The sequence below is a fragment of the Pseudomonas cichorii genome, assembly GCF_003700275.1.
Taxonomy (GTDB): Bacteria; Pseudomonadota; Gammaproteobacteria; order Pseudomonadales; family Pseudomonadaceae; genus Aquipseudomonas; species Aquipseudomonas cichorii_B.
Map to the genome: position 1 here is coordinate 1 of NZ_RBRE01000008.1, position 26216 is coordinate 26216.

The window sequence follows — 26216 nt, forward strand, 5'->3', positions numbered from 1 at the left end:
GTCCGCTACGCTCTGGACCGTTCACGCTATGACGCCAAACCCGAACAGCTCAAGCCATTGCCGGTCACTGGCCAGTGGAGCGCCTTGCCAGAGCTCAAGACCCGCAGCTACACCTTGCGCCAGCTCTACGACGGTTATGTCTACGTGTTCGACGAAACGGCGGGCACCCTGCATGAGTACAGCGTCTCGGCATCCGATGCCTGCCTGACGCGCATCGTCTGGACGGAGGCTCATCTGGGCCAGGATGTTCGCAGCGGCGAAGGCGAGGGCAGACCTTACCTGCTTTACCCGCGCAAGAACCGCCTGCACCTGGCCTTTTCCCCTGTGCAATGGACCTGGCGAATCTGCGAACACATGCGCGCTCATGCTGATAACCGGGCCTTGTGGATGAAGCCCCTGGACCTGGCAAACTTCAGATCCAACCTGAACGGCCCCGGCACTTTACCGCTGTTTCAGCTCGCCACGGCTGTGGCCGACATCGACGAGGATTACGTGGTCGAGGACCAGCGCTTCGCCGACTCGTCCATACCGACTTCCGAGCCAGTGCCTCAGCCCGAACAGCCCGCAGAGCCGAGCTTTAGCCCGCTTGGTGCCGATGTGTATTGGCGGGGCAGCGTCCCGGACCAATACAGCTCGCTGCTGATTGCGCTGGACGATCCTTTGGCCGTGCTCAACGACCTGGGCCTGCAACTGGCGGGTGATCAGGCCGCGCTTCGGGTCTGGCAACAGGAACATGAGCACAAACTGCAAATTGCCCAGACCGTCACCCAACTGTGCGGCGCCAGGGCTGAAACACAACAATTGCCCGTGGCTGTACGCGACGATAGCGCCGGCACTCAGAAGTACCTGAGCGATCTCGAAGCCTATTTCGAGCAGCTTGACCAGGAAGAAATGCTGCTCATGCACGGCAATGCGCAGGGCAACTCCCCGGCCACGCTGCACATCCTCCAGAGCGCAGAAATGCGTCGGAGCCTGCAGGCCCGCTACGGTCAGACTCCCTCTGCTGAGGACATAAAAGACTGGCAAGCCCGCGAGAAATGGCGTCGTGAAGTCGACCTCAAGGGCGCCCGCGACCATCTGCGCCAACACCTGCCCACCAGCGAAACCCTGCTGCAACAGGTACGCGACACCCAGGCCGACCTGCAGACCTGGGCCGAATATCTGGGCAACGATCCATTCAGGTTGTTTGTCGATACCTGCAACCCGAGCAATCTGCTGTACCTGCAAACGGTCATGACCCATCTGCTGATCATCTATGGGCAGGATCAACAGGCCAGCGTCTGGCTGGCCGAGCAGGAAGCCAGGGCCAGCAGCCTGTTCGGCACCCTGCGCTACGGCTTTTCCCCGGCCCTCAAGGATGCTCTGGAACAGCAAGCCAACGCCCTGTTCAGTGGCATTGGCGACTTCACCAACCTCGCCACCCGTGCCGGTGAACTCAACGCCGCGCTCAACCATCAGGGTTTTGCCGACAGCGCCTGGATGAAAAACCTCAAACAGCCGGTGCGCGACACCTTCAAGGCCCTGCGTGAACTGGCCGCAGGCGCTGGCAAGGCCGTGGCGGAAAACATGCTGCTGGCCTGGGTGCCGGTCGACAGCCGTCTGGCGTTGGGCAAGCAACAGAATATTCCGGCCTTGATCCGCAGCCTGTTGATCGGCCAGATCCTGACCAATATGCCGGAACAGGTGCGCATCGACCAACAACTCGCCTCCCGACTCAAACAGTGGAAACGCGAATGGCGCCTGCTCTCCAGTCAGATCGCCGACACTCGCCACAGTTGGTTGTACCCGCTCGATCCCCGCAGCCGCCGCAGCACCGCACGCCACCTGCAGAAGCAAATGGACGCGCTACGCCTGCACGAACTGAAAATCCCCGGCCTACTGGACTTCCAGAACAACCAGTACGCCCAGTTGCTGCAGGATGAAATTCGCGCCTTTTTCAACTCGGGCCTGGATGTCGCGAAGGACTGGCACACCCGCGCCAAGGCCTGGAGCGAACGCCTCGGCGGCTTGGGCGCTGGCAATCACCTGGGGCGTGATCCTGATCAACTTCCTCAACACCGCCATGCTCTATCAGGACCTGACCCGCGATGGCGAATTCAGCGGCAAGGATATCGTCAAGGTCGGTTACAGCCTGGGTTATAGCGCCAACTTGCTGATGGCGGTGTTTGTCGAAGCGCCTTGGGCGGTGATTCGGGAGGCGAAGCCGGTGCTGATAGGTGGATATGAAGTCGGAATTCTGGATCGGTCTGCCGCTTATTGGAAAGCTCAGGGGAATACGGTCTGGGGAGAGGCGCTTCGCGGTTTCAGGGTCACGATGGTGGCCTTGGGGGCCTTTGCGGTGGTGGCTGCGGTATTGGAGATAATAGATATCGCAGGCGATATAAAAAATGCGAAGACCTTGGAAGAAAAAATTGCGCTATATGTCAAGGGCGCTGCAGTTATTGCAATGCTTGGTGGAGGATCGGTTCAATTGGCTGCGGGCTTGAGGCTGACCAAGAAACTTGTATTTTTTGCAAGTAGTCCATGGTTTGCCGTCGCTCTTCTAATCGCTGGCGTTGTTTATTTAATCGCCAGCCTTGTCTTGAATTACTTCAAACAGGACAGCGTGGGGTGGTGGTTGAGAAAGTGCTGCTGGTCGCGCTCATTTGAGCATCGCCATGCTGACAACCCGGAGGGCGAAGCCGAGGAAAAACGTTCTCTACTGGCTATTCAACTAAGTCCACAAATTTTTATCAAAAGTACGATGGATTACAGGCAGCAATATACAGTGAAGGGTGGCCATGCAAAGGTTGCTGTACGAAACGGTGCCTGGATACAGCTTCGCTTGCCTGAAGCCGTGCGCGGGAAATTGGTTGCGCTTAATGTTATCAGCAGTAAACGACCGTTAGGTGTTCTGCCAACAGTGCAGGCAGAAGCCCCTCTAGTGGACATCTTTGAATGCCGCGGTCAGTTCACCCCTCTCAAGGAATTAGGCAGACTCGGCAGTGAACGACCGCCCTATACGCGATCAAATCTGCATTTCCCGATTTTTCCTCCCGGCGAAGATGTCGTTTGGCAAACCTGGGTTCCGCTCGAAGACGATGTCGACTATATCGAATTGCAAATCTGGTATCCGGCGGGAATGAACGCAGCCGAGCAAGACGATCAGCATTATCTTTATCAGATAGAGCCTGACAAACAAGGGAACATTACAGTTGATGGCACCTTGTTCACTTATCTTGAAGTCTCGAAAAAAAGCCGCGCCAATGCACTGATTCTTGTCGTTCCGGAGTAAGAAATTCCATGACTCTTATCAATACCTGTGTGGCCAGCCAGGACGCACTTTCCAGCAGTGACTCATCCGTAATGCTGTGGAGTATCAAAACATTCGATTGTTCTCCCAAAGAGTTGCTAATACTTCACATTCTATCGATATCTGTAAACCTTCTACCTTTCCTTTTCTGCACATGGTTGCTATGGGATGATTTGCCTGAGTTGATGGGTTTACTTATAAGTTTTGGTTGCGCTGCTGTGATTTATTCAACTTATTTGATCGTGTTTCTCGCCAGGCAGAAGACGGTATTCAATTATCATATCAAACGACTGTCAGGCTATCTGGAGTATTATGATTACTACCCGAACTTTGCAGGCCCGCTCTTCAAGGGTATTGCCATTTTCGCCATGCTGCTATTTCTCGGCGTTGCCTTGTTTTCCGGCTCCTTGCTATTTCTGATCGGTCCAGCGGCCATTGCTCTTGGGGCAGCACGCTTTTTGCTGAATTGGGAAAATAAAATTCACAATGAACAAAGCTTGCCTTGGAGCGAGCACAATTTTGTAACGATTGATCGCAAGCGCTCAATCATCGTTATCCATTGCACTGACATAACAACAGGATTTGTCGCCCACCTTCCCAGCAAGGAGCTATTCGAGCAGTACCTGCAATTCCTGCATTCCGTCCTGCCGTCCACTGCCGAGTTCATGGAGAAATCCTGGGAGTGGTAAAAGCTCGGTGCGGGAAGCAGCGAGCTTTTTAAGTCTTGCCGGACAAGCCTTACATGGCGCGTTCGTTCGCTTCGCGCTGTTCACAGGTCATGAAGCCTTTGTGGTTGACGCGGCCGTCGCCATTGAAGCTGACGTGATAGACCTGCTTGTGGCCATCCTTGCTCATCACGTAGTTATTGCAGGTTCCGGGATTGACCTTGCGGTCGATCGTCGAGGACGGTTCGCCGCCGATGGTCAGTACTTGCTGCCGGGTCATGCCGTCTTCGACTTGCTTGACCAGCGGCTCATTGCGATAGGTCACGTAGTCCATCGGATTCTGCACAGTAGTCGTGCCACAACCCGCCAATGTTCCCAATACACAAGCTGCCGCGAGAATTTTCTTGTACATCGCTGTATCTCCGCATGACAAGGCCGTTCATGGCCCGATATCGCTTGGAGCAGAGAAGGTGCGCGAGAGTTCGATAATAGATGGCGATGAGGCATCTGCTGTGTTTGTCATATTTTCCTGTCTTGCTGCCAAACACCGCTAAGGTTAGCTATTGGCTCAAGTCCGCCTCAGGAGAATGCATATGGCGCAAGAACAAGCTACGCGGTATCCGCTGCTGCTGGTCCCGGGCCTGTTGGGATTTGTGCGTCTGCTGGTCTATCCCTACTGGTTCGGCATCATCAAGGCGCTGGAGCGGGGAGGGGCGACGGTGATTCCGGTGATGGTTTCCGGGGTCAATTCCACCGAGATACGTGGCGAGCAATTGCTCAAGGTCATCGAGAAAACCATTCGCGAAACCGGGGTGAGCAAGGTCAACCTGATCGGCCATAGCCAGGGCGCGCTGACCGTGCGTTATGTTGCCGCCAAGCGGCCGGATCTGGTGGCTTCGGTGACCTCGGTAGCCGGTCCCAATCAGGGTTCCGAACTGGCGGATTACCTGGAGCGTACTTTTCCGGTGGGCACTCCTGGCGGGCGTGTCGTCAATGCGGTGATCGGTTTGCTGTCGTGGACGATCACCGTGTTCGAGACCGGCTACCGCGGGCCGAAGCTGCCGATGAATATCTCGGCCTCTCACCAGTCGCTGACCACCACCGGGGTTGCGCTGTTCAACAGACAGTATCCGCAGGGATTGCCGCAAATCTGGGGCGGCCAGGGCGAAGAACTGGTCGATGGCGTGCGCTATTACTCATGGTCCGGGATCCTGAAACCGGGCATCACCAATCGAGGCCGCAACCTGATCGACGGCACCAACGTGACCTGCCGTATCTTTGCCCGCACCTTCGTCAAGGAAAAAGGCCAGTGCGACGGTATGGTCGGACGTTTCAGTTCGCACCTGGGGACGGTGATCGGCGATGACTTCCCGCTCGATCACTTCGATATCGTCAACCAGACCTTTGGCCTGGTAGGCAAGGGTGCCAATCCCGTCAGATTGTTTCTGGAGCACGCTGCACGCCTTAAAGCCGCCGGCCTTTAGGCGCTCTTCCGCAGCGGGGTTTTCCAGCGCTCTGCGAGGATGACTCCGCCCAGGGTCAATGCGCCGCCCAGCAGGTGATAGAGCGCCAGGCGCTCGTTGAGGAAAGCGGCGGCGATCAGCGCAGTAGCAATCGGCATCAGGTTGAAGAACAGCGTCGTGCGGCTGGGCCCCAGGCGCATGATGGAGGTCATCCACAGCCATGGGGCCAGCATCGAGGTCGGAATCGCCGCATACAGGACCAGAGGAATGTTGCTCATGTTCAGGCCGGTCCCAGGCGAAACAATAAACAGCGGAAACAGCACAATGATCGCCACCAGAATCTGCATATACAGCAACTGCAAGGGCGGCAGGCGCAACTGCCATTTCTTCAGCAAGGTGCTGTAGACGGCGTAGGCCGCAGCGGCGACCAGAATCATTGCATCCCCGCGATTGACGCCCTGCTCCACAAGCCCGCCCAGATTACCGGCCGACACCACCACGACCACGCCGGAAAAAGACAGCAAGGCCCCAAGCAATGCGCCAAAGGTCAGACGGTTACCCAGGCAGGCAATCGACAGCCCCAGCGCCATCATCGGCACAAGGGACTGAATGATCCCCATGTTGGTGGCGGTGGTCATGCCGGCTGCGAAATACGCCAGGCTCTGGTACACCGCCATGCCCAGCACACCCAGGATGACGATCTTGCCCAGTACCGGCCTTATAAGTGCACGGTTCTTCCATACCGGGCCGAGCATGAACGGCGTGAACAGCAGGCCGGCCAGCAACCAGCGATAAAAGCCGATCTCGGCAGGGAAGATCACTTCCGAGGCGGCCTTGGTAATGACGGTATTGGCTGCCCAGATCAGGATGGTCAGCAGGGGAAATGCGTATTGCATGGGGTAACCGATAGAAAACCTGAGTGGATTATCCGCCCGAACAGCTCCCATGGCTCGACATATATCGCAACATTCTTGACTACACTGCTTTCAGGCTGGGCTGTTCGGCACGGTCGTTCTGGAGAGTTGATTGATGAAGATGCTCGGTATTTCTTTGTTGCTCGCTGGTCTTATGGTCTGCGCTCAGGGTTTTGCCGCCACCGCGCAGCAGAACAAGATGACCTCCTGCAATGCTGACGCCAGTGCCAAATCCCTCAAGGGCGATGAACGCAAGGCATTCATGAGTACTTGTCTCAAGGCTGCACCTGCTCCGGCGCAAACCCAGCAGGAAAAAATGAAAACCTGCAACGCGACAGCCACCACCCAGGCCCTAAAGGGCGATGCTCGCAAGAGCTTCATGAGCGATTGTCTCAAGAAGAAATAATTTTTCGCTGATGCCTGCCCCAGGCTGAGTTCCGGTCCGAGTGCGGGAAACAAAGCCTTCGGGCCCATTTTTCGACGCGGTTGCGGGGGCGACGGGCGCGCTATTGCTGTTGCGACCTTCGGATCACTGGTTCTCGGCACTGAACGCTGGCAGACTGCCGTCTTCCTTGGGCCGCCCGTTGAGGCTTTATGTCAACGTTTTCTGTGCGTCAGGTGCTATTGGCCAGCTGGATTCTGGTCTTTGGCGGCTTGCTGCTGATCTTGCCTTTCAAGCTTCTGCCAAGCCTTTTGGCTGGTCTGCTGGTCTACGAACTGGTCAACATGCTGACTCCCAGGCTGCAACGCCTGATTTCCGGGGAGCGTGCCCGCTGGCTTGCCGTCGCCTTGCTGGGGACCATCATTGTCAGCCTGCTGACGCTGGTTTTTGCCGGCGCCATCAGCTTTGTCCTGCACGAGGCGGAAAATCCCGGCGCGTCGCTGGACAAGTTCATGATCCTGGTGGACCGCGCCCGCGGCCAGTTGCCGCCGTTCATCGATGCCTACCTGCCCGCCAGTGCGGCCGAGTTCCAGGTATCGCTCGGGCAATGGCTGCAAAAGCATATCGGTGAATTGCAGATGATCGGCAAGGGCGCGGCGCACATGTTCGTGACCATGCTGATCGGCATGGTGCTCGGCGCGATCATCGCCTTGCAGCGCATCTCCGACGTGCATACCCGCAAGCCGCTGGCCGCGGCGCTGTTCAATCGCTTGAGCCTGCTGAGCCGTGCGTTTCGCAATATCGTCTTTGCCCAGATCAAGATATCCCTGCTCAACACCGCCTTTACCTCGGTGTTCCTGGCGATTGTCCTGCCGCTGTGGGGCATTCACCTGCCGCTGACCAAGACCCTGATCATCATGACCTTCCTGCTCGGCCTGCTGCCGGTGGTCGGTAACCTGATGTCCAACACGCTGATTTTCATCGTCGGCATGTCGGTGTCTATCTGGGTGGCCTTTGCGGCGCTGACCTACCTGATCGTGATCCACAAGGTCGAATACTTCCTCAACGCGCGGATCGTCGGCGGGCAGATCAATGCCAAGTCCTGGGAACTGCTGCTGGCCATGCTGCTCTTTGAGGCAGCCTTCGGCCTGCCGGGAGTGGTGGCAGGGCCGATCTACTATGCGTATCTCAAGAGCGAGTTGCAGAAGGAAGGATTGGTGTAGGGGGCGCTGCAAGCTACAAGCTTCAAGTTAAAGCGCTGTCTGCTTTTTCTTGCCGCTTGTAGCTTATTGGCCTGCCGCTGCTATCCATATCTCTTTTTGGCTTCGATCGCCAGGCCGCTGCCGATGCTGCCGAAGATATTGCCTTCCACATGGCGGGCATTGGGCAGCATGGCCGAGACACTGTTGCGCAACGCCGGAATGCCGCTTGAACCACCGGTGAAGAACACCGTATTCACCTGCTCGACACCCACGTCTGCATCGCTCAGCAACTTGCTCACGCTGTCACGAACCCGCTCAAGTTGGGCGTCGATGGCTGCCTCGAACATGGCCCGGCTCAGGTCCACGCTCAGGCCGCTTTCGATGCGGTCCATCGGTACGTGGCGGTTTTGCGCGTGGGTCAGCTGAATCTTGGTTTCTTCCACTTCCATGGCCAGCCAGTGCCCGGCGCGCTGCTCGATCAGCTTGAACAGGCGGTCGATACCACCGGTGTCCTCGATGTCGTAGCGCATGCTGCCCAGCGCCAGCTGGGATTTCTGCGAGTACACGGCGTTGATGGTGTGCCAGGTCGCGAGGTTCATGTGGTGGCTGGTCGGCATGTAGGCACCGCTTTTCATGCGGCTGCCATAACCGAACAGCGGCATCACGCCCTGCAGGCTCAACTGCTTGTCGAAGTCGGTACCGCCGATATGTACGCCGCCGGTGGCCAGGATGTCGTCGTGACGGTCGTCATGGCTGCGACGCTCCGGTGACAGGCGCACCAGCGAGAAGTCCGACGTACCACCGCCGATATCGACGATCAGCACCAACTCTTCATTGCTGATGCCGGACTCATAGTCGAAGGCGGCGGCAATCGGCTCGTACTGGAACGAAACGTCCTTGAAGCCGATCTTGCGGGCGACATCGGCCAGGGTGTCTTCGGCTTCCTGGTCGGCTTGCGCATCGTCATCGACAAAATGCACCGGACGCCCCAGTACCACTTGCTCGAACTCACGGCCAGCGGTGCGTTCTGCGCGCTTTTTCAGCTCGCCGATGAACAGCCCCAGCAAATCCTTGAAAGGCATGGCGGTGCCGAGCACGCTGGTATCGTGCTTGATCAGCTTGGAACCCAGCAGGCTCTTGAGCGAGCGCATCAGGCGACCTTCGTAGCCTTCCAGGTATTCGTGCAGCGCCAGGCGGCCATACACCGGGCGGCGTTCTTCCATGTTGAAGAACACCACTGACGGCAGAGTGATCTTGTCGTCCTCCAGCGCAATCAACGATTCCACGCCAGGTCTTTGCCAGCCGACAGTGGAATTGGACGTGCCGAAATCGATGCCGCAGGCACGGGCCGGGGATTGGTCATTCATGTCTTTTACGTTCCAGTCAAAAAACGGCCGCGCAGTGTATGTCAGTGCATCGTGATTGCGTAGTGCCGTCAGGCGAATGGAGTCACGGCGTCTTCCATGACATGATCCGCCGCCTTGTGGCTGGGGCACGCAATTCAGTCAGCCTGCATTCTCGTTTGTAATAAGGAAGTTCAATGTCAGTGTTCAAGGGATCCTTGCCGTTCTACCTTGCCGTCGGCTTGCTACAGGCCATGGCGATGGTGCTCGCCCTGGAGTTTGAAAAGATTTCTGTGGCGGTGGGGGTTCTGGTGTTCGGGGGCCATCTGCAACTTCTGGGGAGCCATTTCAGGCAGCGTGGAGCCTGGATTCTGGCTGGATTGCTGGCTCTGGTCCTGACGCTGGTCACTGAGTGGGTGTTGCACGAGCCGTCCAGGTGGTGGCGGGAAGACTGGACGCTTGGCGCGCTCATCGTGGGTTATACCTGCTCGGCTTTCATCCTGAGCTGGCCATCCGGCAGCAGATTGCATCTGCCCTACCGGGAGCTGTTCCGGCACGCCTGGAACAACGCCCTCATTCTATTGCTGGCCCTGTTACTGACCGGGCTGTTCTGGTCACTGTTGCAGCTATGCGTCAGCCTGTTTGAGATGATTGGCATCACCGCGTTCAAGGAAGTCATCAAGACTCGTAACTTCAATATCATCAGCCTGTCCCTGGTTTGTTCGCTGGGCATCCGCATGGGCTGCGAGAACGACAAGGTCATCGGCATGCTGCGTGGCATTCTGCTGAACCTGTGTCGCTTTCTGGCGCCATTGTCGGCGTTGATCGTGGTGCTGTTCACCCTGGCCTTGCCGTTTACCGGGCTGGAGTCGATCTGGAAGACGGGCCATGCCACGACGATCCTGCTCGGGCTTGTGGCCGCGAATATCTTTTTGATCAATGGCGTTTTCCAGGACGGTAACCAGCCGCGCCCCTATCCGCAGTGGCTGATGTGGGGGATCAATGCCAGTCTGCTGGCGTTACCGGTATTGGTGGTCCTTGCAGGTTATTCGACCTGGCTGCGTATCGAGCAGTACGGGTTGTCTCCGTCGCGCATTGTCGGCCTGCTGTCGGTGGTCGCGGCTGCTCTGTACAGTCTGGCCGCGGTGTGGGCGGTCTTGAGGTCCGGGTCTGTCTGGCTTGGCAACTGGCGGGTAACCAATCCATGGCTGGCCCTGTTGGTGTGTCTGGTGGTGGTGTTGATTTACACCCCATGGCTGAATCCGCAAAAGTTCAGTGCCCGTGATCAGGTACAACGCCTGAAGGACGGTCGTACTTCACCGGACAGTTTCGACACCTATAACCTGCGCAATCGGCTAGGTAAGCCGGGGCGCCAGGAGTTCGAGCGTCTCCTGGCTGATATGGATAGCCTTCAGCAATTTGAACCGGAGGTTCGTGCAAGGCTCAAGACCCGGATGTACGACACTTATAATGGGGCTTTTCGCTATATCCCCAAGCAGCCTGTGCCTGAGCACAACTTCATCTGGATCGGGTTACCGGTAGATGGCCATGAACAGTTTTCCAACCCCGAGCTTGGGAGCCTCAATTGCAATCGGTACCGGTGCGGCATGTGGGCTGTGGATCTGGATGGCGATGGACAGAACGAGGTGATTCAGTTTTCTTCCGAGCCTAGCCAGATGTATTTCTTCAGGTTTGATTCCGACGGCGTCTGGAAAGAGGCCGGAAGAATGGATGGCCCGTCCCATAGTGCCAAAAAATGGGCTGATCTGGTGCGAGAAGGCAAAACCAGGGTCGTCGAGCCGACTTATCGAAGCCTGGAAATTGGTGGGCAGTTGTATACCCCAACAGAAACCGATCGCAAATCAAGGCATCAATAGACGGTGCACTGTCATCTATTACGAGCGTTTGCGGATACACTCTGCGACTTGAGCTCTCCAGGCGTCATCCCGTGACAGGAACGGCAGGTACGTCAGGTGTAGCTGGACATATTGGGGATGGGTGATCGTTAGATGGATTTCAAAGATTATTACAAGATTCTCGGCGTTGAGCCGACGGTCGATGACAAGGCGCTCAAGGCGGCCTATCGCAAGCTTGCGCGCAAGTATCATCCGGACGTCAGCAAGGAGTCGGGGGCGGAAGACAAGTTCAAGGAAGCGTCCGAGGCTTATGACGTCCTGAGCAGCCCGGAAAAGCGCGCCGAGTATGACGAGTTGCGCAAGTACGGACGCCAGGGTCGACCTTTCCAGCCGCCACCCGGCTGGCAGAGCCGTGCCGGTGCTGGCGGTGGCGGTGGCGGCTTTGGTGGCGATACCACGGACTTCTCCGAATTCTTCAGTTCGATCTTCGGTGGTCGGGCTCAGCAACAGGGTGGCCGTTCTCGTACCCAGGGCCGCAAAGGGCAGGACGTGGAAATGGAGCTGGCGATCTTTCTTGAAGAAACCCTGTCTGGTGAATCCAAGCAGGTCAGCTTCAAGGTGCCGCAGCACAGCCCCAATGGCCAGCGCATGGGCGACATTACCAAGACCCTGAACGTGAAGATTCCTGCCGGGGTCGTGGATGGCGAGCGTATCCGTCTCAAGGGCCAGGGCGCTCCGGGAATTGCCGGTGGCGAGAATGGCGATCTGTACCTGATCATCCGCCTGGCACCGCATCCACTGTACGAAGTGGAAAACCATGACCTGATCATTACCGTGCCGCTGGCCCCGTGGGAAGCTGCGCTGGGTGCCAAGGTCGCGGTGCCGACCCTGACCGGCAGGATCAACCTGACCATTCGTCCGGAAAGCCAGACCGGTCAGCGTCTGCGTATCAAGGGTAATGGCCTGCTGGACAAGAAAGGCGAGCGTGGCGACCTGTACGCCCAGCTCAAGATCGTCATGCCCAGAACGATCGATGATGCCACCCGTGCACTCTGGCAAAAGCTGGCCGACAAGGCTGCCTTTGATCCCCGGAGTCAGTGGAACAACTGATCAGTCCGCCCGGACACCCCGCGGCAACACCACGGTAAACGTCGTTCCATCGCCGATGTTCGATGTCACCGTGATGCTGCCGCCGTGGGCATTGACCACTTCCTTGACGATGAACAGCCCCAGTCCGAGGCTGGTCGACGGGCTTTGTGTTCCGGCTTCGGGATTCACGCTACGCACCAACGGATCGAAAATCGTGCCGATCGCCTCTTCGGCGATCGGTTCGCCGTCGTTGTGGACGATCAGTTCCACATTGTCGGAATTGCCAATGACCCTGACGATGACCTCGTTGCTGGAGGTGCCATGCTGCAAGGCATTGCCGATCAGGTTCTGCAGCAGTTGACCGATCCTGGCGCTGTCCCACTCGCCCTGGGTATGGCCTGTCACTTCCAGTATCGGCGTGCTGGCCGGTTGTCCGGCGCAGGCTTCTTCGATGGCCTCGCGGCAGGCGGCGGCCAGGTCCATGGGCTTGCGCTCCACCGGCAGGCTGGCGCCCAGGCGGCTGCGCACGAACTCCAGCAGATCGCCAACCATGGCGCCCATGTGCCGGGTGCTGCTCTTGATCTGCGCAATATAGGCGAGGGTCTTTTCGTTCAGCTCGGTTTTGCGCATCAGCATGTCCGTAGACATGCTGACGGCCTGCAGCGGTGCGCGCAGGTCGTGGCCGAGAATGGCCAGAAACATGTCTCGCGAGCGGGTGACCTGCTCGACATAGGCCGCCGTGGATTCGGCCAGCGCTTCATCGATGACTTCGTTGAAGCGAATCATGTCCTCGAAAGAAACCTGTGCGGGCGTTGTCAGGCTTTCGCTCCACAGCCGGGTGACGCTGGCGCGCAAATGACGAAACTCTGAGGTCATCTGCACCAGGTCGAAGCCCACGGTATGTCGAAGCTCGCCATGGCAGGCGGCCGCTTCATCCAGATTCAATGCTGTGCCCGGTGCTCTGGCGGCCTGTTCGCGCTTGGCCTGGGCCGCATCCATGTCCCGGGCTGCGGCCAGCAGAATCGACTTGGCATGATCGCGCAGCTCGACCCGGCTCATGCTGTCTGCCGCTGGAGTCAGAGTCTTGGCGAACTCCTCCCATTCATCGACGATGCGATCCACATGAGCCACGATGAATTCGGATAGGCGCATTGCCGGTTACCTTGCTTCGGAGGTTGTAATAGAGGACGCCGGGCATCTTACCGCCTTTGTCTTGCCCGACAAAATGTCGTTTGACGAAGTGCTGGCACTGTCATTTCTGTCAGTAGATGCAGGTCGGTGCCGGGAGTATGTTTGAGAAGGAACTCAAGACAGGAGAACCATCATGCTGAAATCAGAACTTTTGGCGTTCGCCGAAGAGAGTATCAATGCTGCGGCTCAGGCCATCATCGATAAAAAGAGTCTCGGGCTGGATGATATAGCGCAAGGGAAGTTGAGTGCTTTTCTCGCGTTGCGTCGCGTATTGCAGACAAAGGGCACATTGCAGGATCAGGGGATGTTTGATGCCATCAATGACGTATTGCAATTCCTTGAGATACTGAAGTCGAACGATACGTTTCTGGGCCGTGCCGAGTAGTTTTGCCTGGCCGATAAATGCTGTATTGCGACATCCCACTCCCGACGAGCAAATACGAGGAGTTGAACCATGAGTGTCATGAATGTAAATGATGACAGTTTTCAGGATCAGGTGTTTACCACGGACATGCTGGTATTGGCCGAGTTCAGTGGCGCAGGCAGTGACAGCGCACAGACCGGCCGGATGATTGACGATCTGGCCGAGGAGTTCGAGGATCAGGTCCTGATGCTTCGAGTGGATACAGACAGCAGTGAGGCAACTGCCGAGAACTTTGCAGTAGACAGCGTACCCACGGTGATCTTTTTCAGGAGCGGTTCCGAAGTGTCGAGAATGACCGGCTTGTGTGACGTGGACGACTACAGACAGGAAGTCGAAAAGCTTCTGCGCGACTGAAGCCTGAAGGGCCTTCCGCGAGGAAGGCCCTTGCCGGTCAGAACAGGAAGTAGCGCTGCGCCATCGGCAATACATCTGCCGGCTCACACCACAGCAACACCCCGTCGGCCTTGACCTGATAGGTCTGCGGATCGACATCGATGTCGGGCAGGTAGTCGTTGTGAATCAGGTCTTTCTTCTGCACGCTGCGACAGCCCTTGACCACGCCTATCTGTTTTTTCAGCCCCAGTTCCTGCGGAACGCCGGCCTCGAATGCTGCCTGGCTGATAAAGGTCAGGCTGGTGGCATGTAATGAGCTGCCGTAACTGGCGAACATCGGACGATAGTGCACCGGCTGCGGGGTTGGAATCGAGGCGTTGGCGTCGCCCATCAGGCTGGCGGCAATGGCACCGCCCTTGAGGATCAGCGTAGGTTTCACGCCAAAGAACGCCGGGCGCCACAGCACCAGATCCGCCCATTTACCGACTTCGATGGAGCCCACTTCATGGCTGATGCCATGGGTGATTGCCGGGTTGATGGTGTACTTGGCGATATAGCGCTTGGCGCGGAAATTGTCGTTGCCGGGGCCGTCTCCAGGCAGCGGGCCACGCTGCTTCTTCATCTTGTCGGCGGTCTGCCAGGTGCGCATGATCACTTCACCGACCCGGCCCATGGCCTGGCTGTCGGAGCTGAGCATCGAGAACGCGCCCAGGTCGTGCAGGATATCTTCCGCAGCAATGGTTTCCCGGCGAATGCGGCTTTCGGCGAAGGCCACGTCTTCGGCGATGCTGGGGTCCAGGTGATGGCAGACCATCAACATGTCCAGGTGCTCGTCGATTGTATTGCGGGTAAACGGCCGGGTCGGGTTGGTGGAGCTGGGCAGGACGTTGGGCGAGCCGCAGGCCTTGATGATGTCCGGCGCATGACCGCCACCGGCACCTTCGGTGTGATAGGTGTGAATGGTGCGGTTCTTGAACGCGGCCAGTGTGGTTTCGACGAAACCCGACTCGTTGAGGGTGTCGGTGTGAATCGCGACCTGCACGTCGTATTCATCGGCGACGCTCAGGCAGTTGTCGATGGCGGCGGGTGTGGTGCCCCAGTCTTCATGCAGCTTGAGGCCGATGGCACCGGCCTTGACCTGTTCGATCAGCGGGCCGGGCAGGCTGACATTGCCCTTGCCGGTCAGGCCGATGTTCATCGGGAACGAGTCGGCAGCCTGAAGCATGCGCGCCATGTGCCACGGGCCCGGCGTGACAGTGGTTGCGTTGGTGCCGGTGGCCGGGCCGGTGCCGCCGCCGATCATGGTGGTCACGCCACTCATCAGCGCCTCTTCGATCTGCTGCGGGCAGATGAAGTGAATGTGCGTGTCGACACCGCCTGCGGTGAGGATCATGCCTTCGCCGGCAATGACTTCGGTGGCCGCACCGACGGCGATGGTCACGTCCGGCTGGATGTCCGGATTGCCGGCCTTGCCGATGGCCGCAATGCGCCCGTTCTTGAGGCCGACGTCAGCCTTGACGATGCCCCAGTGATCAATGATCAGGGCGTTGGTGATCAGCGTGTCGACCACCTCGGCGGCCAGCAACTGGCCCTGGCCCATGCCGTCACGGATGACCTTGCCACCGCCGAACTTCACTTCTTCGCCGTAAGTGGTGAAGTCCTTCTCGACTTCGACCCACAGCTCGGTATCGGCCAGGCGCACCTTGTCACCCACCGTGGGGCCGAACATGTCGGCATAGGCTTGTCGGCTTATTTTCATCTGTCGGATCTCGGGTTGTGAGCTGCAAGTTTCAGGTTGCAAGCTGCAAGTAAAAGCGGTTCATAAGCGCTGCGGCAGCGCCGGCCTTTTCGCCAACTTGTTGGCGAAGGCGTCATTTCAATCCAGTTCACCCATGATGCGCCCCGCAAACCCATAAACCCGCCTCAACCCGGCCAGGTCCACCAACTCTACTTCCCGTGCCTGCCCGGGCTCGAAGCGTACGGCGGTGCCGGCCGGGATGTTCAGGCGCATGCCGCGGCTGGCGGCGCGGTCGAAGGTCAGGGCGTCGTTGGTCTCGAAGAAGTGAAAGTGCGAGCCGACCTGAATCGGCCGGTCGCCGCTGTTGGCGACGGTCAGGCTGAGAGTCCGGCGCCCGGCATTGAGTTCGATCTCGCCGGGCTGAATCTGGTATTGGCCAGGGATCATGTTGGTTGCCCCAAGGTTTTGAAGTAAATGGCGGTCGGCCTGTAGCGACCGTCCGGGGTGGCGCAGTAGTTCGGCAGTTCGCCGACGCGGGTGTAGTCGAGCGCGCGGTAGAAGGCTTCCGCCGACGAGCCGGCTTCGGTGTCCAGATGCAGCAGGCCGCGCTTGTGCTGGATGGCGGCGTGCTCGACGGCTTCCATCAACTGAGTGCCCAGGCCACGACCGCGAGCCTGGGTCAGCACCATGAGCTTTTGCACTTCGGCGCGATTGAGGCCGTTGGGCTTCTGACACAGCGTCAGTTGTACGCTGGCCAGAACCTGTTCGTCTTCGACCACCACCCAGAGCAACAGGCTGCCATTGGCAATATCCACCCTCAGGCTGTCGCTCCAGGCGAAGGCCTGCGCGGTATCCAGGTCAGCCATGAATCCTACCGAAGCACCGTTGTGTACGGTGTCGAGCAACAGCTCGGCCAGGCCTTGACGGTAATGCGCAAAGCTTTCAGCGGTTACACGACGCAACTGTGCAGGATTCATGAGCATGCCCTAGTGAGAGTGTGGCGCTTGAGAAACCGGAGCGAGGGCGCCCGGCGACAGGTCCAGTTGCATGAACGTCAGGTCCAGCCAGTGGCCGAACTTGGTGCCGACCTGCGGCATCTGCCCGGTGGTCTTGAAGCCCAGGCGTTCATGCAGTGCGATGGAGGCCGCGTTACGACTCTCGATGGCCGCGACCATGATGTGCTTGTCGCAGAGGCGGGCGCGCTCGATCAGCGCGGCCATCAGTCTTGGCCCCAGCCCCTTGCCGCGCTGATCGGCACGCACATACACCGAATGCTCGACCGTATGGCGAAAGCCCTCGAACGGGCGCCAGTCGCCGAATGACGAGTAGCCCAGTACCTCTTCGTTACTGTCGACGGCGACCAGGATCGGATAAGCCTGTGTCTGGCGCGCCTCGAACCAGGCCTGACGATTGGCCAGGTCCACGGGCTGCTCGTTCCAGATCGCCGTGGTGTTGAGCACCGCGTCGTTATAGATGGCAAGAATGCCGGGCAGATCGGCGGGTAGCGCATCGCGAATCAGGTCGTTCATAAGTCTTTGGCTCAGGCAATCGGTTGATGCACGGTGACCAGTTTGGTGCCGTCCGGGAAGGTGGCTTCCACCTGAATCTCCGGAATCATTTCCGGAATGCCTTCCATGACCTGATCGCGGCTCAGCAGGGTGGTGCCGTAATGCATCAGTTCGGCAACGGTCTGCCCGTCACGTGCGCCTTCCAGCAGTGCGGCGGAGATATAGGCCATGGCTTCCGGATAGTTGAGCTTCACTCCGCGAGCCAGTCGGCGCTCGGCAACCAGGCCGGCAGTGAAAATCAGCAGTTTGTCTTTTTCGCGTGGAGTCAGATCCATTGTTTGTTCCGTTTTTTAATGTATGGGTCGCAGCTATTCGCGAATGAATTCGCACCTCCGGGCAGGAGCGAATTCATTCGCGAACAACGCCCCTCAAAAATCATGTATTCCAGATCCTGGGTGTCACCGCCTCGCGGCCCAGCAACGCCGGGCGCAGCCGTTTCCATAATTCAATCAGCCAGGCCCGTGCATGCAGGGCTTCATCCGCCAGGCAGCGTGCAACCAGCAGGCCCGGTAACTGGCTCAGGTCGCCGCGGACCGGGTTGGGCAGTGCAATCGAGCGACACGCTTCAAGCAGTTCGCTGTCGATTTCGCCGGTGATCAGCAGGGTGGCGAACACCGTCTTGCCGTCCAGGCCGATGGACGAATCCAGCAGGCCGTCGCCGCCGACAATGCGCTGCCGCTCATGCCAGAGCAACCGGCCGTCGCGGCGGATATCCAGATGCGACTGAAAATGCCCCTGGTCGAAACGCTCGCCACTGGCCGGCCGCCCCAGCGCCACCACATCCCAATAGCAAAGCCGGGCATCGCCCTGCAGCTCGATACGGGTCACCAGCTCGGCCTGCGCCTGACTGAACACGATGGTTTCCTGAGGCAGCCATTCCAGTGTCGCACCGGGCTCGACGCGCAGTTCCAGTTGCTGAAAGGCCGGGCTCGCGGCGCGATACCATTTGGCTGCGCCGGGGCTGGTCAACTGCGCCCAGGCCTGGGCGCCGACCGTGGCCGAGATATCCAGCCGGTCGCCACCGGCGATGCCGCCGGGCGGGTGAACAATGATGTGCTGGCAGACTTGCGGGCCTTCGGCATACAGGTGTTTCTGTACCCGCAATGGACCTTTATGCCGCCGCTGGACCGGCCGCGTAGTGTCCTCGAAACGGCCATAGCCCAGCTCCAGCTCGGCGTGCCAGTTGGGCGTGAACAGGGCGGGGTGGGCAGGCAGATTCATGATGTCTTCATTGGCTTGTCGAGTACTGCACCTTAACGGATTGAGGCATCAAATGGTGACCAGACCGCGAACGCCTTCGGCTTCCATATTCTCGCCCCGGCCTTGCTGGACGATTTCACCGCGCGACATCACCAGATACTGGTCGGCCAGCTCTGCGGCGAAATCGTAGAACTGCTCCACCAGCAGAATAGCCATGTCGCCACGCTCGGCCAGCTTCTTGATGACCGCGCCGATTTCCTTGATGACCGAGGGCTGGATGCCTTCGGTGGGCTCGTCGAGAATCAGCAGACGCGGGCGACTGGCCAGTGCCCGACCGATTGCCAGCTGTTGCTGCTGGCCGCCAGACAGATCGCCGCCGCGTCGATGCTTCATCTGCAGCAGCACCGGGAACAGTTCGTAGATAAAGGCCGGCACTTCCTTGGCTTCCGAGCCGGGAAAGCGCGAAAGTCCCATCAACAGGTTTTCCTCGACCGTCAGCCGCCCGAAGATTTCCCGGCCCTGAGGTACATAGGCAATCCCGGCATGCACACGCTGGTGCGGCTTGAAGCCGGTGATGGCTTTGCCTTCCCATTGCACCTGGCCTTCCCTGGACGGCAGCAGTCCCATCAGCACCTTGAGCAGCGTGGTCTTGCCCACGCCGTTACGCCCCAGCAGACAGGTGACTTCACCGACTTTCACATCGAAGGACAGACCGCGCAGGATGTGACTGCCGCCGTAGTATTGATGGAGTTTTTCGACTTGGAGCATGGCTATGATTTCTCATCTATTGCGGCTGCCCACCCCGTAGGAGCGGATTCATCCGCGAATACTGTGTGACGTGAGACGACGTTTTCGCGGATGAATCCGCTCCTACGGGCTCAACGGCCTAGGTAAACCTCGATCACGCGCTCGTCAGCCTGTACATCCGCCAGTGAGCCTTCCGCCAGAACGCTGCCCTGGTGCAGAACGGTCACGTGGTCGGCAATCGAGCCGACGAAGCCCATGTCGTGTTCCACCACCATCAGCGAATGCTTGCCCGCCAGGCTCTTGAACAGTTCGGCGGTGAATTCGGTTTCGGCGTCGGTCATGCCCGCAACCGGCTCGTCGAGCAGCAGCAATTGCGGGTCCTGGACCAGCAGCATGCCGATCTCCAGAAACTGTTTCTGGCCGTGTGACAGCAAACCTGCGGGGCGCTGCATCGAGCCGGTCAGGCGAATGGTTTCCAGCACTTCGTTGATCCGGTCCTGCTGCTCGCCGCTGAGACGGGCGCGCAGGCTGGCCCACACCGACTTGTCGGTTTTCTGCGCCAGTTCCAGGTTCTCGAACACGCTCAGGGCTTCAAACACCGTCGGCTTCTGGAACTTGCGACCGATCCCGGCCTGGGCGATCTGCACTTCGCTCATCTGCGTCAGGTCCAGGGTTTCACCGAACCAGGCCTTGCCGTGGCTGGGCCTTGTCTTGCCGGTGATCACGTCCATCAGGGTGGTCTTGCCCGCACCGTTGGGGCCGATAATGCAGCGCAGTTCGCCCACGCCGATGTACAGGTTCAAGTCGTTGAGAGCCTTGAAGCCGTCGAAGCTGACGCTGATGTCTTCCAGGGTCAGGATCGTGCCGTGTCGGGTATTGAGCCCGCTGCCTGCCCGCTGGCCAAGGCCGATGGCGTCACGGCTGGTGCCGGCATCGGAGTTGGGGTCGAGGATCGGTTCGAGCATGAACGCGGGTGTCGGTGTGGTGTTCATGACTCGTTCCTTTTCTTCAGCAGGCCGATCACGCCCTTGGGCAGATACAGCGTCACGATGATGAACAGGGCGCCAAGAAAGAACAGCCAGTATTCAGGGAACGCCACGGTGAACCAGCTCTTCATGCCGTTGACCAGACCTGCGCCGAGCAGCGGGCCGATCAGCGTACCGCGTCCACCCAGCGCTACCCAGACGGCAGCCTCGATGGAGTTGGTCGGGGACATTTCACTGGGGTTGATGATGCCGACCTGCGGCACATACAGCGCACCGGCCAGACCGCAGAGCACGGCACTCAGGACCCAGACGAACAGCTTGAAGCCGCGTGGGTCGTAGCCACAGAACATCAGGCGGTTTTCGGCATCGCGCAGTGCGGTCAGCACCCGTCCGAACTTGCTCTGTGCCAGACGCCAGCCGATGTACAGGCTGGCGACCAGCAGCAGCACGGTCAGCAGGAACAGCGTGGCCCGGGTGCCTTGCGAACTGATGCTGAAGCCCAGAATGCTGCGGAAGTTGGTAAAGCCGTTGTTGCCGCCAAAACCGGTTTCGTTGCGGAAGAACAGCAGCATCCCGGCGAAGGTCAGGGCCTGGGTCATGATCGAGAAATACACGCCCTTGATCCGCGAGCGGAAGGCGAAGAACCCGAACACCAGAGCCAGCAAGCCCGGCGCCAGAACCACCAGGCACATGGCCCAGAGGAAGTTGTCGGTGCCTGCCCAGTACCAGGGCAGTTCGGTCCACGACAGGAACGTCATGAACGCCGGCAAACCATCGCCCGCCGCTTCACGCATCAGGTACATGCCCATGGCGTAGCCGCCGAGGGCGAAGAACAGTCCATGGCCCAACGACAACAGGCCGGCGTAGCCCCAGACCAGATCCAGCGCCAGTGCGACGATGGCGTAGCAAAGGATCTTGCCCACCAGCGTCAGGGTATAGGCCGAAACCTGCAGGCTGTTATCGGCGGGCAGCAACGACAACAGTGGCATGGCGAGCAGTATCGCCAATACCAGAATGCCCACGGTCAGCGTGCCTTTTGGCCCGACTTTCTGTGCGGCGGTCACTATCAATGGCTGACTCATCAGTCGATCACCCGTCCTTTCAGTGCGAAGAGGCCTTGCGGACGTTTCTGGATAAACAGAATGATCAGCGCCAGGATCAGGATCTTGCCCAATACGGCACCGATTTGCGGTTCAAGGATCTTGTTGGCGATGCCCAGCCCGAAGGCCGCCATCACGCTGCCTGCCAGTTGCCCGACACCGCCGAGCACCACCACCAGGAACGAATCGATGATGTAGCTCTGGCCCAGGTCCGGGCCGACGTTGCCGATCTGACTCAAGGCCACGCCACCCAGCCCGGCAATGCCCGAGCCGAGCCCGAAGGCCATCATGTCGATACGCCCGGTGGGCACGCCGCAGCAGGCGGCCATGTTGCGGTTCTGGGTCACGGCACGCACGTTCAGGCCCAGGCGGGTCTTGTTCAGCAGCAGCCAGGTCAGCACCACCACGAACAGCGCGAAGGCGATGATCACGATGCGGTTATACGGCAGCACCAGGTTGGGCAGCACCTGAAAGCCGCCCGACAGCCATTCGGGGTTGGCGACTTCGACGTTCTGCGCGCCGAAGAGCAGGCGCACGGCCTGGATCAGCATCAGGCTGATGCCCCAGGTGGCGAGCAGGGTTTCCAGCGGCCGGCCATACAAATGGCGAATCACGGTGCGTTCCAGGGCCATGCCGATCAGTGCCGTGACGAAAAACGCCACCGGCAAGGCAATCAGCGGGTAGTACTCGATGGCGCCCGGCGCATAGCGCTGGAACATCAGTTGCACCACATAGGTGGAATAGGCACCCAGCATCAGCATTTCGCCGTGGGCCATATTGATCACGCCCAGCAGGCCGAAGGTGATCGCCAGGCCAAGCGCGGCCAACAGCAGGATTGAGCCCAGCGACATGCCGCTGAAGGCCTGACCCAGCACTTCGCCGATCATCAGCTTGCGTTTGACCTGCGCCAGACTGGTTTCGGCGGCAATGCGCACCGTGGCATCGGTTTCGACGCCGGGCGCCAGCAGAGACTCAAGTCGGGTGCGGGCCAGCGGGTCGCCGGTTTCACCCAGCAGGCGCACGGCAGCCAGACGCACAGAAGGGCTGGTGTCGACCAGTTGCAGATTGGCCAGCGCCAGACTCAGTGCGTCATGCACGCTGGAGTCGGTTTCGGCAGCGACCCGCTGGGTCAACAGTTCAAGTTGCTCGGGACGGGCACTTTTTTGCAGTTGCCGGGCGGCGGCCAGACGCAATCCTGCATCGGCTGCCAGTAATTGGTGACTGGCCAGTGCAGTCTCGACCAGGCCACGCAGTCGGTTGTTCAGGCGCAGTTTGCGCGGTTCATCCGGGGTTGGTGCATCGGCAGCGGCAGGTGCCTGGGCATCCATCGCCACATACTTTTCATTGTTTTCGAGGTAGGCGCGTTTGCTGCTGTCGGCTGCAACACGTCCATCGCGCAACGCTTCGAGCAGTTCGACCCGCTCCGGCACAGGCCTGGCCGCCCAGTTTTCAAGCAGGTCGGCCTGTTGCGAGGAACTGGCAGAAACGAAATCGCCGGCATCACTGGCGTGCGCTGCCCATGGCAGCAGCAACGCAAAGGTGAGGATGAGGCGGTACAAGGTATTGGGCATATCGGTAGCCTGAGGTCGGCGGTGAGGCAGTTTTCGCGAATAAATTCGCTCCTACACCGTTCGTAGGAGCGAATTCATTCGCGAAAGGTATTGGCTCGGTCTTAGTTGCTCTTCACGGCATGGTCCGGCTTCTTGTCGTTACCCGGAATGTAGGGGCTCCACGGTTGGGCACGGATCGGCTCCTTGGTCTGCCAGACCACGTTGAACTGACCGTTATCCTCGACTTCGCCGATCATCACCGGCTTGTGCAGGTGGTGGTTGGTCTTGTCCATGGTCAGGGTAAAGCCCGAAGGTGCGGCGAAGGTCTGGCCTGCCATGGCTTCACGAACCTTGTCGACATCGGTGGACTTGGCTTTTTCGACGGCCTGCGCCCACATGTGGATGCCGACGTAGGTGGCTTCCATCGGGTCATTGGTCACGGCCTTGTCGGCGCCCGGCAGGTTCTTCCTGGTGGCGTAGGCTTTCCAGTCAGCCACGAACTTCTTGTTGACCGGGTTTTCCACGGACTGGAAGTAGTTCCAGGCAGCCAGGTGACCGACCAGTGGCTTGGTGTCGATGCCGCGCAGTTCTTCTTCGCCGACCGAGAAGGCAACTACCGGCACGTCGGTGGCCTTGAGGCCCTGGTTGGACAGTTCCTTGTAGAACGGCACGTTGGAGTCGCCGTTCACGGTGGAAATCACTGCAGTCTTGCCGCCCGCCGAGAACTTCTTGATGTTGGCGACGATGGTCTGGTAATCGGCGTGACCGAACGGGGTGTAGACCTCTTCGATATCGCTGTCCTTCACGCCTTTGGAGTGCAGGAACGCGCGCAGAATCTTGTTGGTGGTACGTGGGTAAACGTAATCGGTGCCCAGCAGGAAGAAACGTTTGGCTGCGCCACCATCTTCGCTCATCAGGTACTCGACCGCAGGAATCGCCTGCTGGTTAGGCGCTGCGCCGGTGTAGAACACGTTGGGCGACATTTCTTCGCCTTCGTACTGCACGGGATAGAACAGCAGGCCATTGAGTTCTTCAAAGACCGGCAATACCGATTTGCGCGATACCGACGTCCAGCAGCCGAACACCACGGCGACCTTGTCCTGAGTCAGCAACTGGCGACCCTTTTCCGCGAACAGCGGCCAGTTGGAGGCCGGATCCACCACCACCGGCTCCAGCATCTTACCGTTCACGCCGCCCTTGGCATTGATTTCGTCGATGGTCATCAACGCCATGTCTTTCAGCGAGGTTTCGGAAATGGCCATGGTGCCGGAAAGCGAGTGCAGAATACCGACCTTGATCGTTTCGGCTGCCTGAACGGTCCAGGTCATACCCATTGCGGCGATTGATGCGGTCAGGGTGAAAGCTTTGATCAGGCTGCGACGCTTCATTGGACGGCTCCGTTCGGTTGGCTTTGTTTTGGGGGCGAAAAGAATTGCCTGGGTGCTGCTAAGCAAAGGCTGTGCCCAGCCGGACAAAAGAGGCGCAGACGGGCTCTGCAAGAAGGGCGTCCCGGGTTCGCGCACTGAAGTGGCGCTGATCGTGGTGCGTCGCTGAATTTTTGTTCGTTGTTGGTGCGTGGCAAGTATTGCGGCAATAAAAAAGCCGCTATCAGCGGCTTTTTTGGGGGATTTGACGAGGCCTGAACCGGTCGGGTGAGGAATTCATCACAAAACCGCCCGCCGGTTTCAGGCTTCGTAGCTGCAATTTAAGCTGCCGCCGAAGATTTAGCAAAGCGTGAAAAAACTATTCGATCGAATGCCCATACCACCAGCAGCGAAACGCCCACCAGCGGAAACGCTACAGCAAGCCCGAACATGATCACGATCGCGGTTTTCCAGCGGGGTAAATCATGACGCAGCGGCGGCGTGCCCAGGCCGCCCCTGGGACGACGCTTCCACCAGATCACCAGCCCGCTTACCGAGCCGAGCAGGATCATCAGGCAGGCGACGAAGATCAGCAACTGGTTGATCCAGCCGAAAAACTTGCCTTCATGCAGCATCACGCTCATTTCGGTGGCCCGGGAAACCAGGCTGTAATCCTTCCAGCCCACATCGGCCAGCACCTTGCCGCTGTATTGATCGATGTGCAGGGTGGCGTCATTGCGTGGATCGTCGGCGAACACCGCGACCGTGAACACGCCTTCGGCGGTTTTCGGTGCAGTGATGCTGTAGCCGGGCTCGACGCCCCGTTCGCTGGCGATATCGACCACTTGCTGCAGGGTGACCTTGGGCGCTGCCGGACCTGAAGACATGCCGTGATGCTGCATGTGCTCGGCGTGTTCGCCGGTGGATTGCGGCATTGGCGTGTTTTCCAGCGCCCAGGGCACCGTCTGCACGCTGGCGGTGTTGAGTTCGCCAGCCAGTTGCGTGGACTTGGGCACATTGGTCCACATCTCGGCCGGGAAAGTGTTCCACAGGGCGGCGTATTGCTTGCCCCACATGCCTGTCCAGGTCATGCCGCTGAGAAGCATGAACAGCAGAATCAACGAGCCCCAGAAACCGGTGACCGCATGCAGGTCGCGCCACAAGACCCGTCCGCGGCTGCTCAGGCGTGGCCAGAGCACACCGCTGGCGCTGGTCCCGCGTGGCCACCACAGATACAGGCCGGACACCACAAGCATGATGCCCCAGCCTGCCGCCAGCTCGATCAGCCGGTCGCCGACGGTGCCTATCATCAGTTCGCCATGCAGGGCGCGGGCGATGGCTTGCAGGTTGTCCTTGGCATCCTGGGTGCCGAGAATCTCGCCGCGATAAGGGTCGATGAAGACGTTCAACTCGCGGCCCTGCTCGCGCACCACAAACTGGGCGCTGCCCTCGGCATTGACCGGCGGGAAGTATTTACTGATCGCGGCCTGTGGATAACTGCTCAGCACCCGCTGTTGCAGTTCGTCGGCGCTGATCCGGTGATGGGTCGGGGTAACGCTCAGCAGGTCGCTGTACATCAGGTTGTCCAGCTGTGGCTTGAACAGGTAAATGATCCCGGTCAGCGACAGCAGAATCATGAACGGTGCCACGAACAGCCCGGCATAGAAGTGCCAGCGCCAGGCCAGGTTATAGAAGGATACTTTACGCTGTGACATGGAAAGCGCTCACGGTGAAAGTGTTAACTGAATCACGGGACATCATCCGAAACGCATCTGGACCTTGGCCCACAAGGTGCGGCCCGGTCTTTCA

The 26216-nt window shown here is 59.2% G+C and carries 26 protein-coding genes; 10 read left to right on the forward strand and 16 right to left on the reverse strand.

Features of this window, described 5'->3' with window-relative positions:
* The 3 genes from ALQ04_RS27100 to ALQ04_RS01710 form a co-directional block, all read left to right on the forward strand.
* Positions 1-2142 (forward strand): toxin VasX (locus tag ALQ04_RS27100; protein WP_409077230.1); only part of this gene is annotated, 2142 nt, incomplete at its 5' end.
* Entirely contained in the window at positions 2033-3274 is a 1242-nt protein-coding gene (locus tag ALQ04_RS01705; protein ID WP_259644873.1) for a hypothetical protein, read from the forward strand. The genes ALQ04_RS27100 and ALQ04_RS01705, both read left to right, overlap by 110 nt.
* An 8-nt stretch (positions 3275-3282) precedes the next feature.
* Entirely contained in the window at positions 3283-3981 is a 699-nt protein-coding gene (locus ALQ04_RS01710) for a permease (RefSeq protein WP_122314058.1), read from the forward strand.
* A 49-nt stretch (positions 3982-4030) separates the two neighbouring features.
* Here the strand turns inward: ALQ04_RS01710 and osmE are convergent, their stop codons facing one another.
* Positions 4031-4369, reverse strand: coding sequence for an osmotically-inducible lipoprotein OsmE (gene osmE / locus ALQ04_RS01715; protein ID WP_122314060.1), 339 nt, complete (start codon positions 4367-4369; stop codon positions 4031-4033).
* A gap of 181 nt (positions 4370-4550) precedes the next feature.
* Between osmE and ALQ04_RS01720 the strand changes: the two genes are divergently transcribed.
* The gene (locus ALQ04_RS01720; RefSeq protein WP_122314061.1) at positions 4551-5441 is read left to right on the forward strand and encodes a triacylglycerol lipase; all 891 of its coding nucleotides are present in this window, start codon (positions 4551-4553) and stop codon (positions 5439-5441) included.
* Here the strand turns inward: ALQ04_RS01720 and ALQ04_RS01725 are convergent.
* Complete coding sequence (locus tag ALQ04_RS01725; RefSeq protein WP_122314063.1) at positions 5438-6316, reverse strand: DMT family transporter; 879 nt, start codon at positions 6314-6316, stop codon at positions 5438-5440. The two genes, ALQ04_RS01720 and ALQ04_RS01725, sit on opposite strands and share 4 nt — an antisense overlap.
* A gap of 133 nt (positions 6317-6449) precedes the next feature.
* Here ALQ04_RS01725 and ALQ04_RS01730 point away from each other — a divergent pair, with 133 nt between their 5' ends.
* Both ALQ04_RS01730 and ALQ04_RS01735 read left to right on the forward strand, forming a co-directional pair.
* Positions 6450-6740: a PsiF family protein gene (locus tag ALQ04_RS01730; RefSeq protein ID WP_122314064.1), complete on the forward strand. Its 291-nt coding sequence runs from the start codon at positions 6450-6452 to the stop codon at positions 6738-6740.
* Between the two features lie 188 nt (positions 6741-6928).
* Positions 6929-7939 carry an AI-2E family transporter gene (locus ALQ04_RS01735; RefSeq protein WP_122314066.1) on the forward strand — a complete coding sequence of 337 codons (1011 nt, stop codon included), beginning with the start codon at positions 6929-6931 and terminating at the stop codon, positions 7937-7939.
* Positions 7940-8019: 80 nt separating this feature from the next.
* On the opposite strand, the gene ALQ04_RS01740 is transcribed toward ALQ04_RS01735, so the two are convergent.
* Entirely contained in the window at positions 8020-9285 is a 1266-nt protein-coding gene (locus ALQ04_RS01740) for an Hsp70 family protein (RefSeq protein WP_122314068.1), read from the reverse strand.
* A gap of 173 nt (positions 9286-9458) precedes the next feature.
* Here ALQ04_RS01740 and ALQ04_RS01745 point away from each other — a divergent pair, with 173 nt between their 5' ends.
* Both ALQ04_RS01745 and cbpA read left to right on the forward strand, forming a co-directional pair.
* Entirely contained in the window at positions 9459-11138 is a 1680-nt protein-coding gene (locus tag ALQ04_RS01745; protein WP_122314070.1) for a DUF4153 domain-containing protein, read from the forward strand.
* A gap of 132 nt (positions 11139-11270) precedes the next feature.
* The gene (gene cbpA, locus ALQ04_RS01750; protein ID WP_122314072.1) at positions 11271-12227 is read left to right on the forward strand and encodes a curved DNA-binding protein; all 957 of its coding nucleotides are present in this window, start codon (positions 11271-11273) and stop codon (positions 12225-12227) included.
* Here cbpA and ALQ04_RS01755 read toward each other — a convergent pair whose 3' ends face one another.
* Positions 12228-13358, reverse strand: coding sequence for a sensor histidine kinase KdpD (locus ALQ04_RS01755; protein ID WP_122314074.1), 1131 nt, complete (start codon positions 13356-13358; stop codon positions 12228-12230).
* Positions 13359-13530: 172 nt separating this feature from the next.
* Here ALQ04_RS01755 and ALQ04_RS01760 point away from each other — a divergent pair, with 172 nt between their 5' ends.
* Positions 13531-13782 carry a hypothetical protein gene (locus tag ALQ04_RS01760; protein ID WP_122314076.1) on the forward strand — a complete coding sequence of 84 codons (252 nt, stop codon included), beginning with the start codon at positions 13531-13533 and terminating at the stop codon, positions 13780-13782.
* 69 nt (positions 13783-13851) lie between these two features.
* Complete coding sequence (locus ALQ04_RS01765) at positions 13852-14175, forward strand: co-chaperone YbbN (RefSeq protein ID WP_122314078.1); 324 nt, start codon at positions 13852-13854, stop codon at positions 14173-14175.
* Between the two features lie 37 nt (positions 14176-14212).
* Here ALQ04_RS01765 and ureC read toward each other — a convergent pair whose 3' ends face one another.
* The 12 genes from ureC to ALQ04_RS01825 form a co-directional block, all read right to left on the reverse strand.
* On the reverse strand, positions 14213-15913 hold the full coding sequence (ureC, locus tag ALQ04_RS01770) for an urease subunit alpha (protein WP_122314080.1): 1701 nt from the start codon (positions 15911-15913) through the stop codon (positions 14213-14215).
* A gap of 117 nt (positions 15914-16030) precedes the next feature.
* Complete coding sequence (locus ALQ04_RS01775) at positions 16031-16339, reverse strand: urease subunit beta (protein WP_122314082.1); 309 nt, start codon at positions 16337-16339, stop codon at positions 16031-16033.
* Entirely contained in the window at positions 16336-16869 is a 534-nt protein-coding gene (locus tag ALQ04_RS01780) for a GNAT family N-acetyltransferase (RefSeq protein WP_122314083.1), read from the reverse strand. Before ALQ04_RS01780 ends, ALQ04_RS01775 begins: the two co-directional genes overlap by 4 nt.
* Positions 16870-16878: 9 nt before the next feature.
* Positions 16879-17421, reverse strand: a complete 543-nt coding sequence (locus ALQ04_RS01785) for a GNAT family N-acetyltransferase (protein ID WP_122314085.1) — start codon at positions 17419-17421, stop codon at positions 16879-16881.
* A gap of 11 nt (positions 17422-17432) precedes the next feature.
* Positions 17433-17735, reverse strand: coding sequence for an urease subunit gamma (gene ureA / locus ALQ04_RS01790; RefSeq protein WP_117165508.1), 303 nt, complete (start codon positions 17733-17735; stop codon positions 17433-17435).
* Between the two features lie 100 nt (positions 17736-17835).
* Entirely contained in the window at positions 17836-18681 is an 846-nt protein-coding gene (locus ALQ04_RS01795) for an urease accessory protein UreD (RefSeq protein WP_122314087.1), read from the reverse strand.
* 48 nt (positions 18682-18729) lie between these two features.
* Positions 18730-19428: an urea ABC transporter ATP-binding subunit UrtE gene (gene urtE / locus ALQ04_RS01800; protein ID WP_122314088.1), complete on the reverse strand. Its 699-nt coding sequence runs from the start codon at positions 19426-19428 to the stop codon at positions 18730-18732.
* 110 nt (positions 19429-19538) lie between these two features.
* Positions 19539-20399, reverse strand: coding sequence for an urea ABC transporter ATP-binding protein UrtD (gene urtD, locus ALQ04_RS01805; RefSeq protein WP_122314090.1), 861 nt, complete (start codon positions 20397-20399; stop codon positions 19539-19541).
* Positions 20396-21475: an urea ABC transporter permease subunit UrtC gene (gene urtC, locus ALQ04_RS01810; RefSeq protein WP_122314092.1), complete on the reverse strand. Its 1080-nt coding sequence runs from the start codon at positions 21473-21475 to the stop codon at positions 20396-20398. Before urtC ends, urtD begins: the two co-directional genes overlap by 4 nt.
* Positions 21475-23064 (reverse strand): urea ABC transporter permease subunit UrtB, encoded by a 1590-nt coding sequence (urtB, locus tag ALQ04_RS01815; RefSeq protein ID WP_122314093.1) that lies wholly within the window; start codon positions 23062-23064, stop codon positions 21475-21477. Before urtB ends, urtC begins: the two co-directional genes overlap by 1 nt.
* A gap of 101 nt (positions 23065-23165) precedes the next feature.
* On the reverse strand, positions 23166-24431 hold the full coding sequence (gene urtA, locus ALQ04_RS01820; protein ID WP_122314095.1) for an urea ABC transporter substrate-binding protein: 1266 nt from the start codon (positions 24429-24431) through the stop codon (positions 23166-23168).
* Between the two features lie 317 nt (positions 24432-24748).
* Positions 24749-26122, reverse strand: coding sequence for a PepSY domain-containing protein (locus ALQ04_RS01825; RefSeq protein WP_122314097.1), 1374 nt, complete (start codon positions 26120-26122; stop codon positions 24749-24751).
* Between the last annotated feature and the right edge of the window lie 94 nt (positions 26123-26216).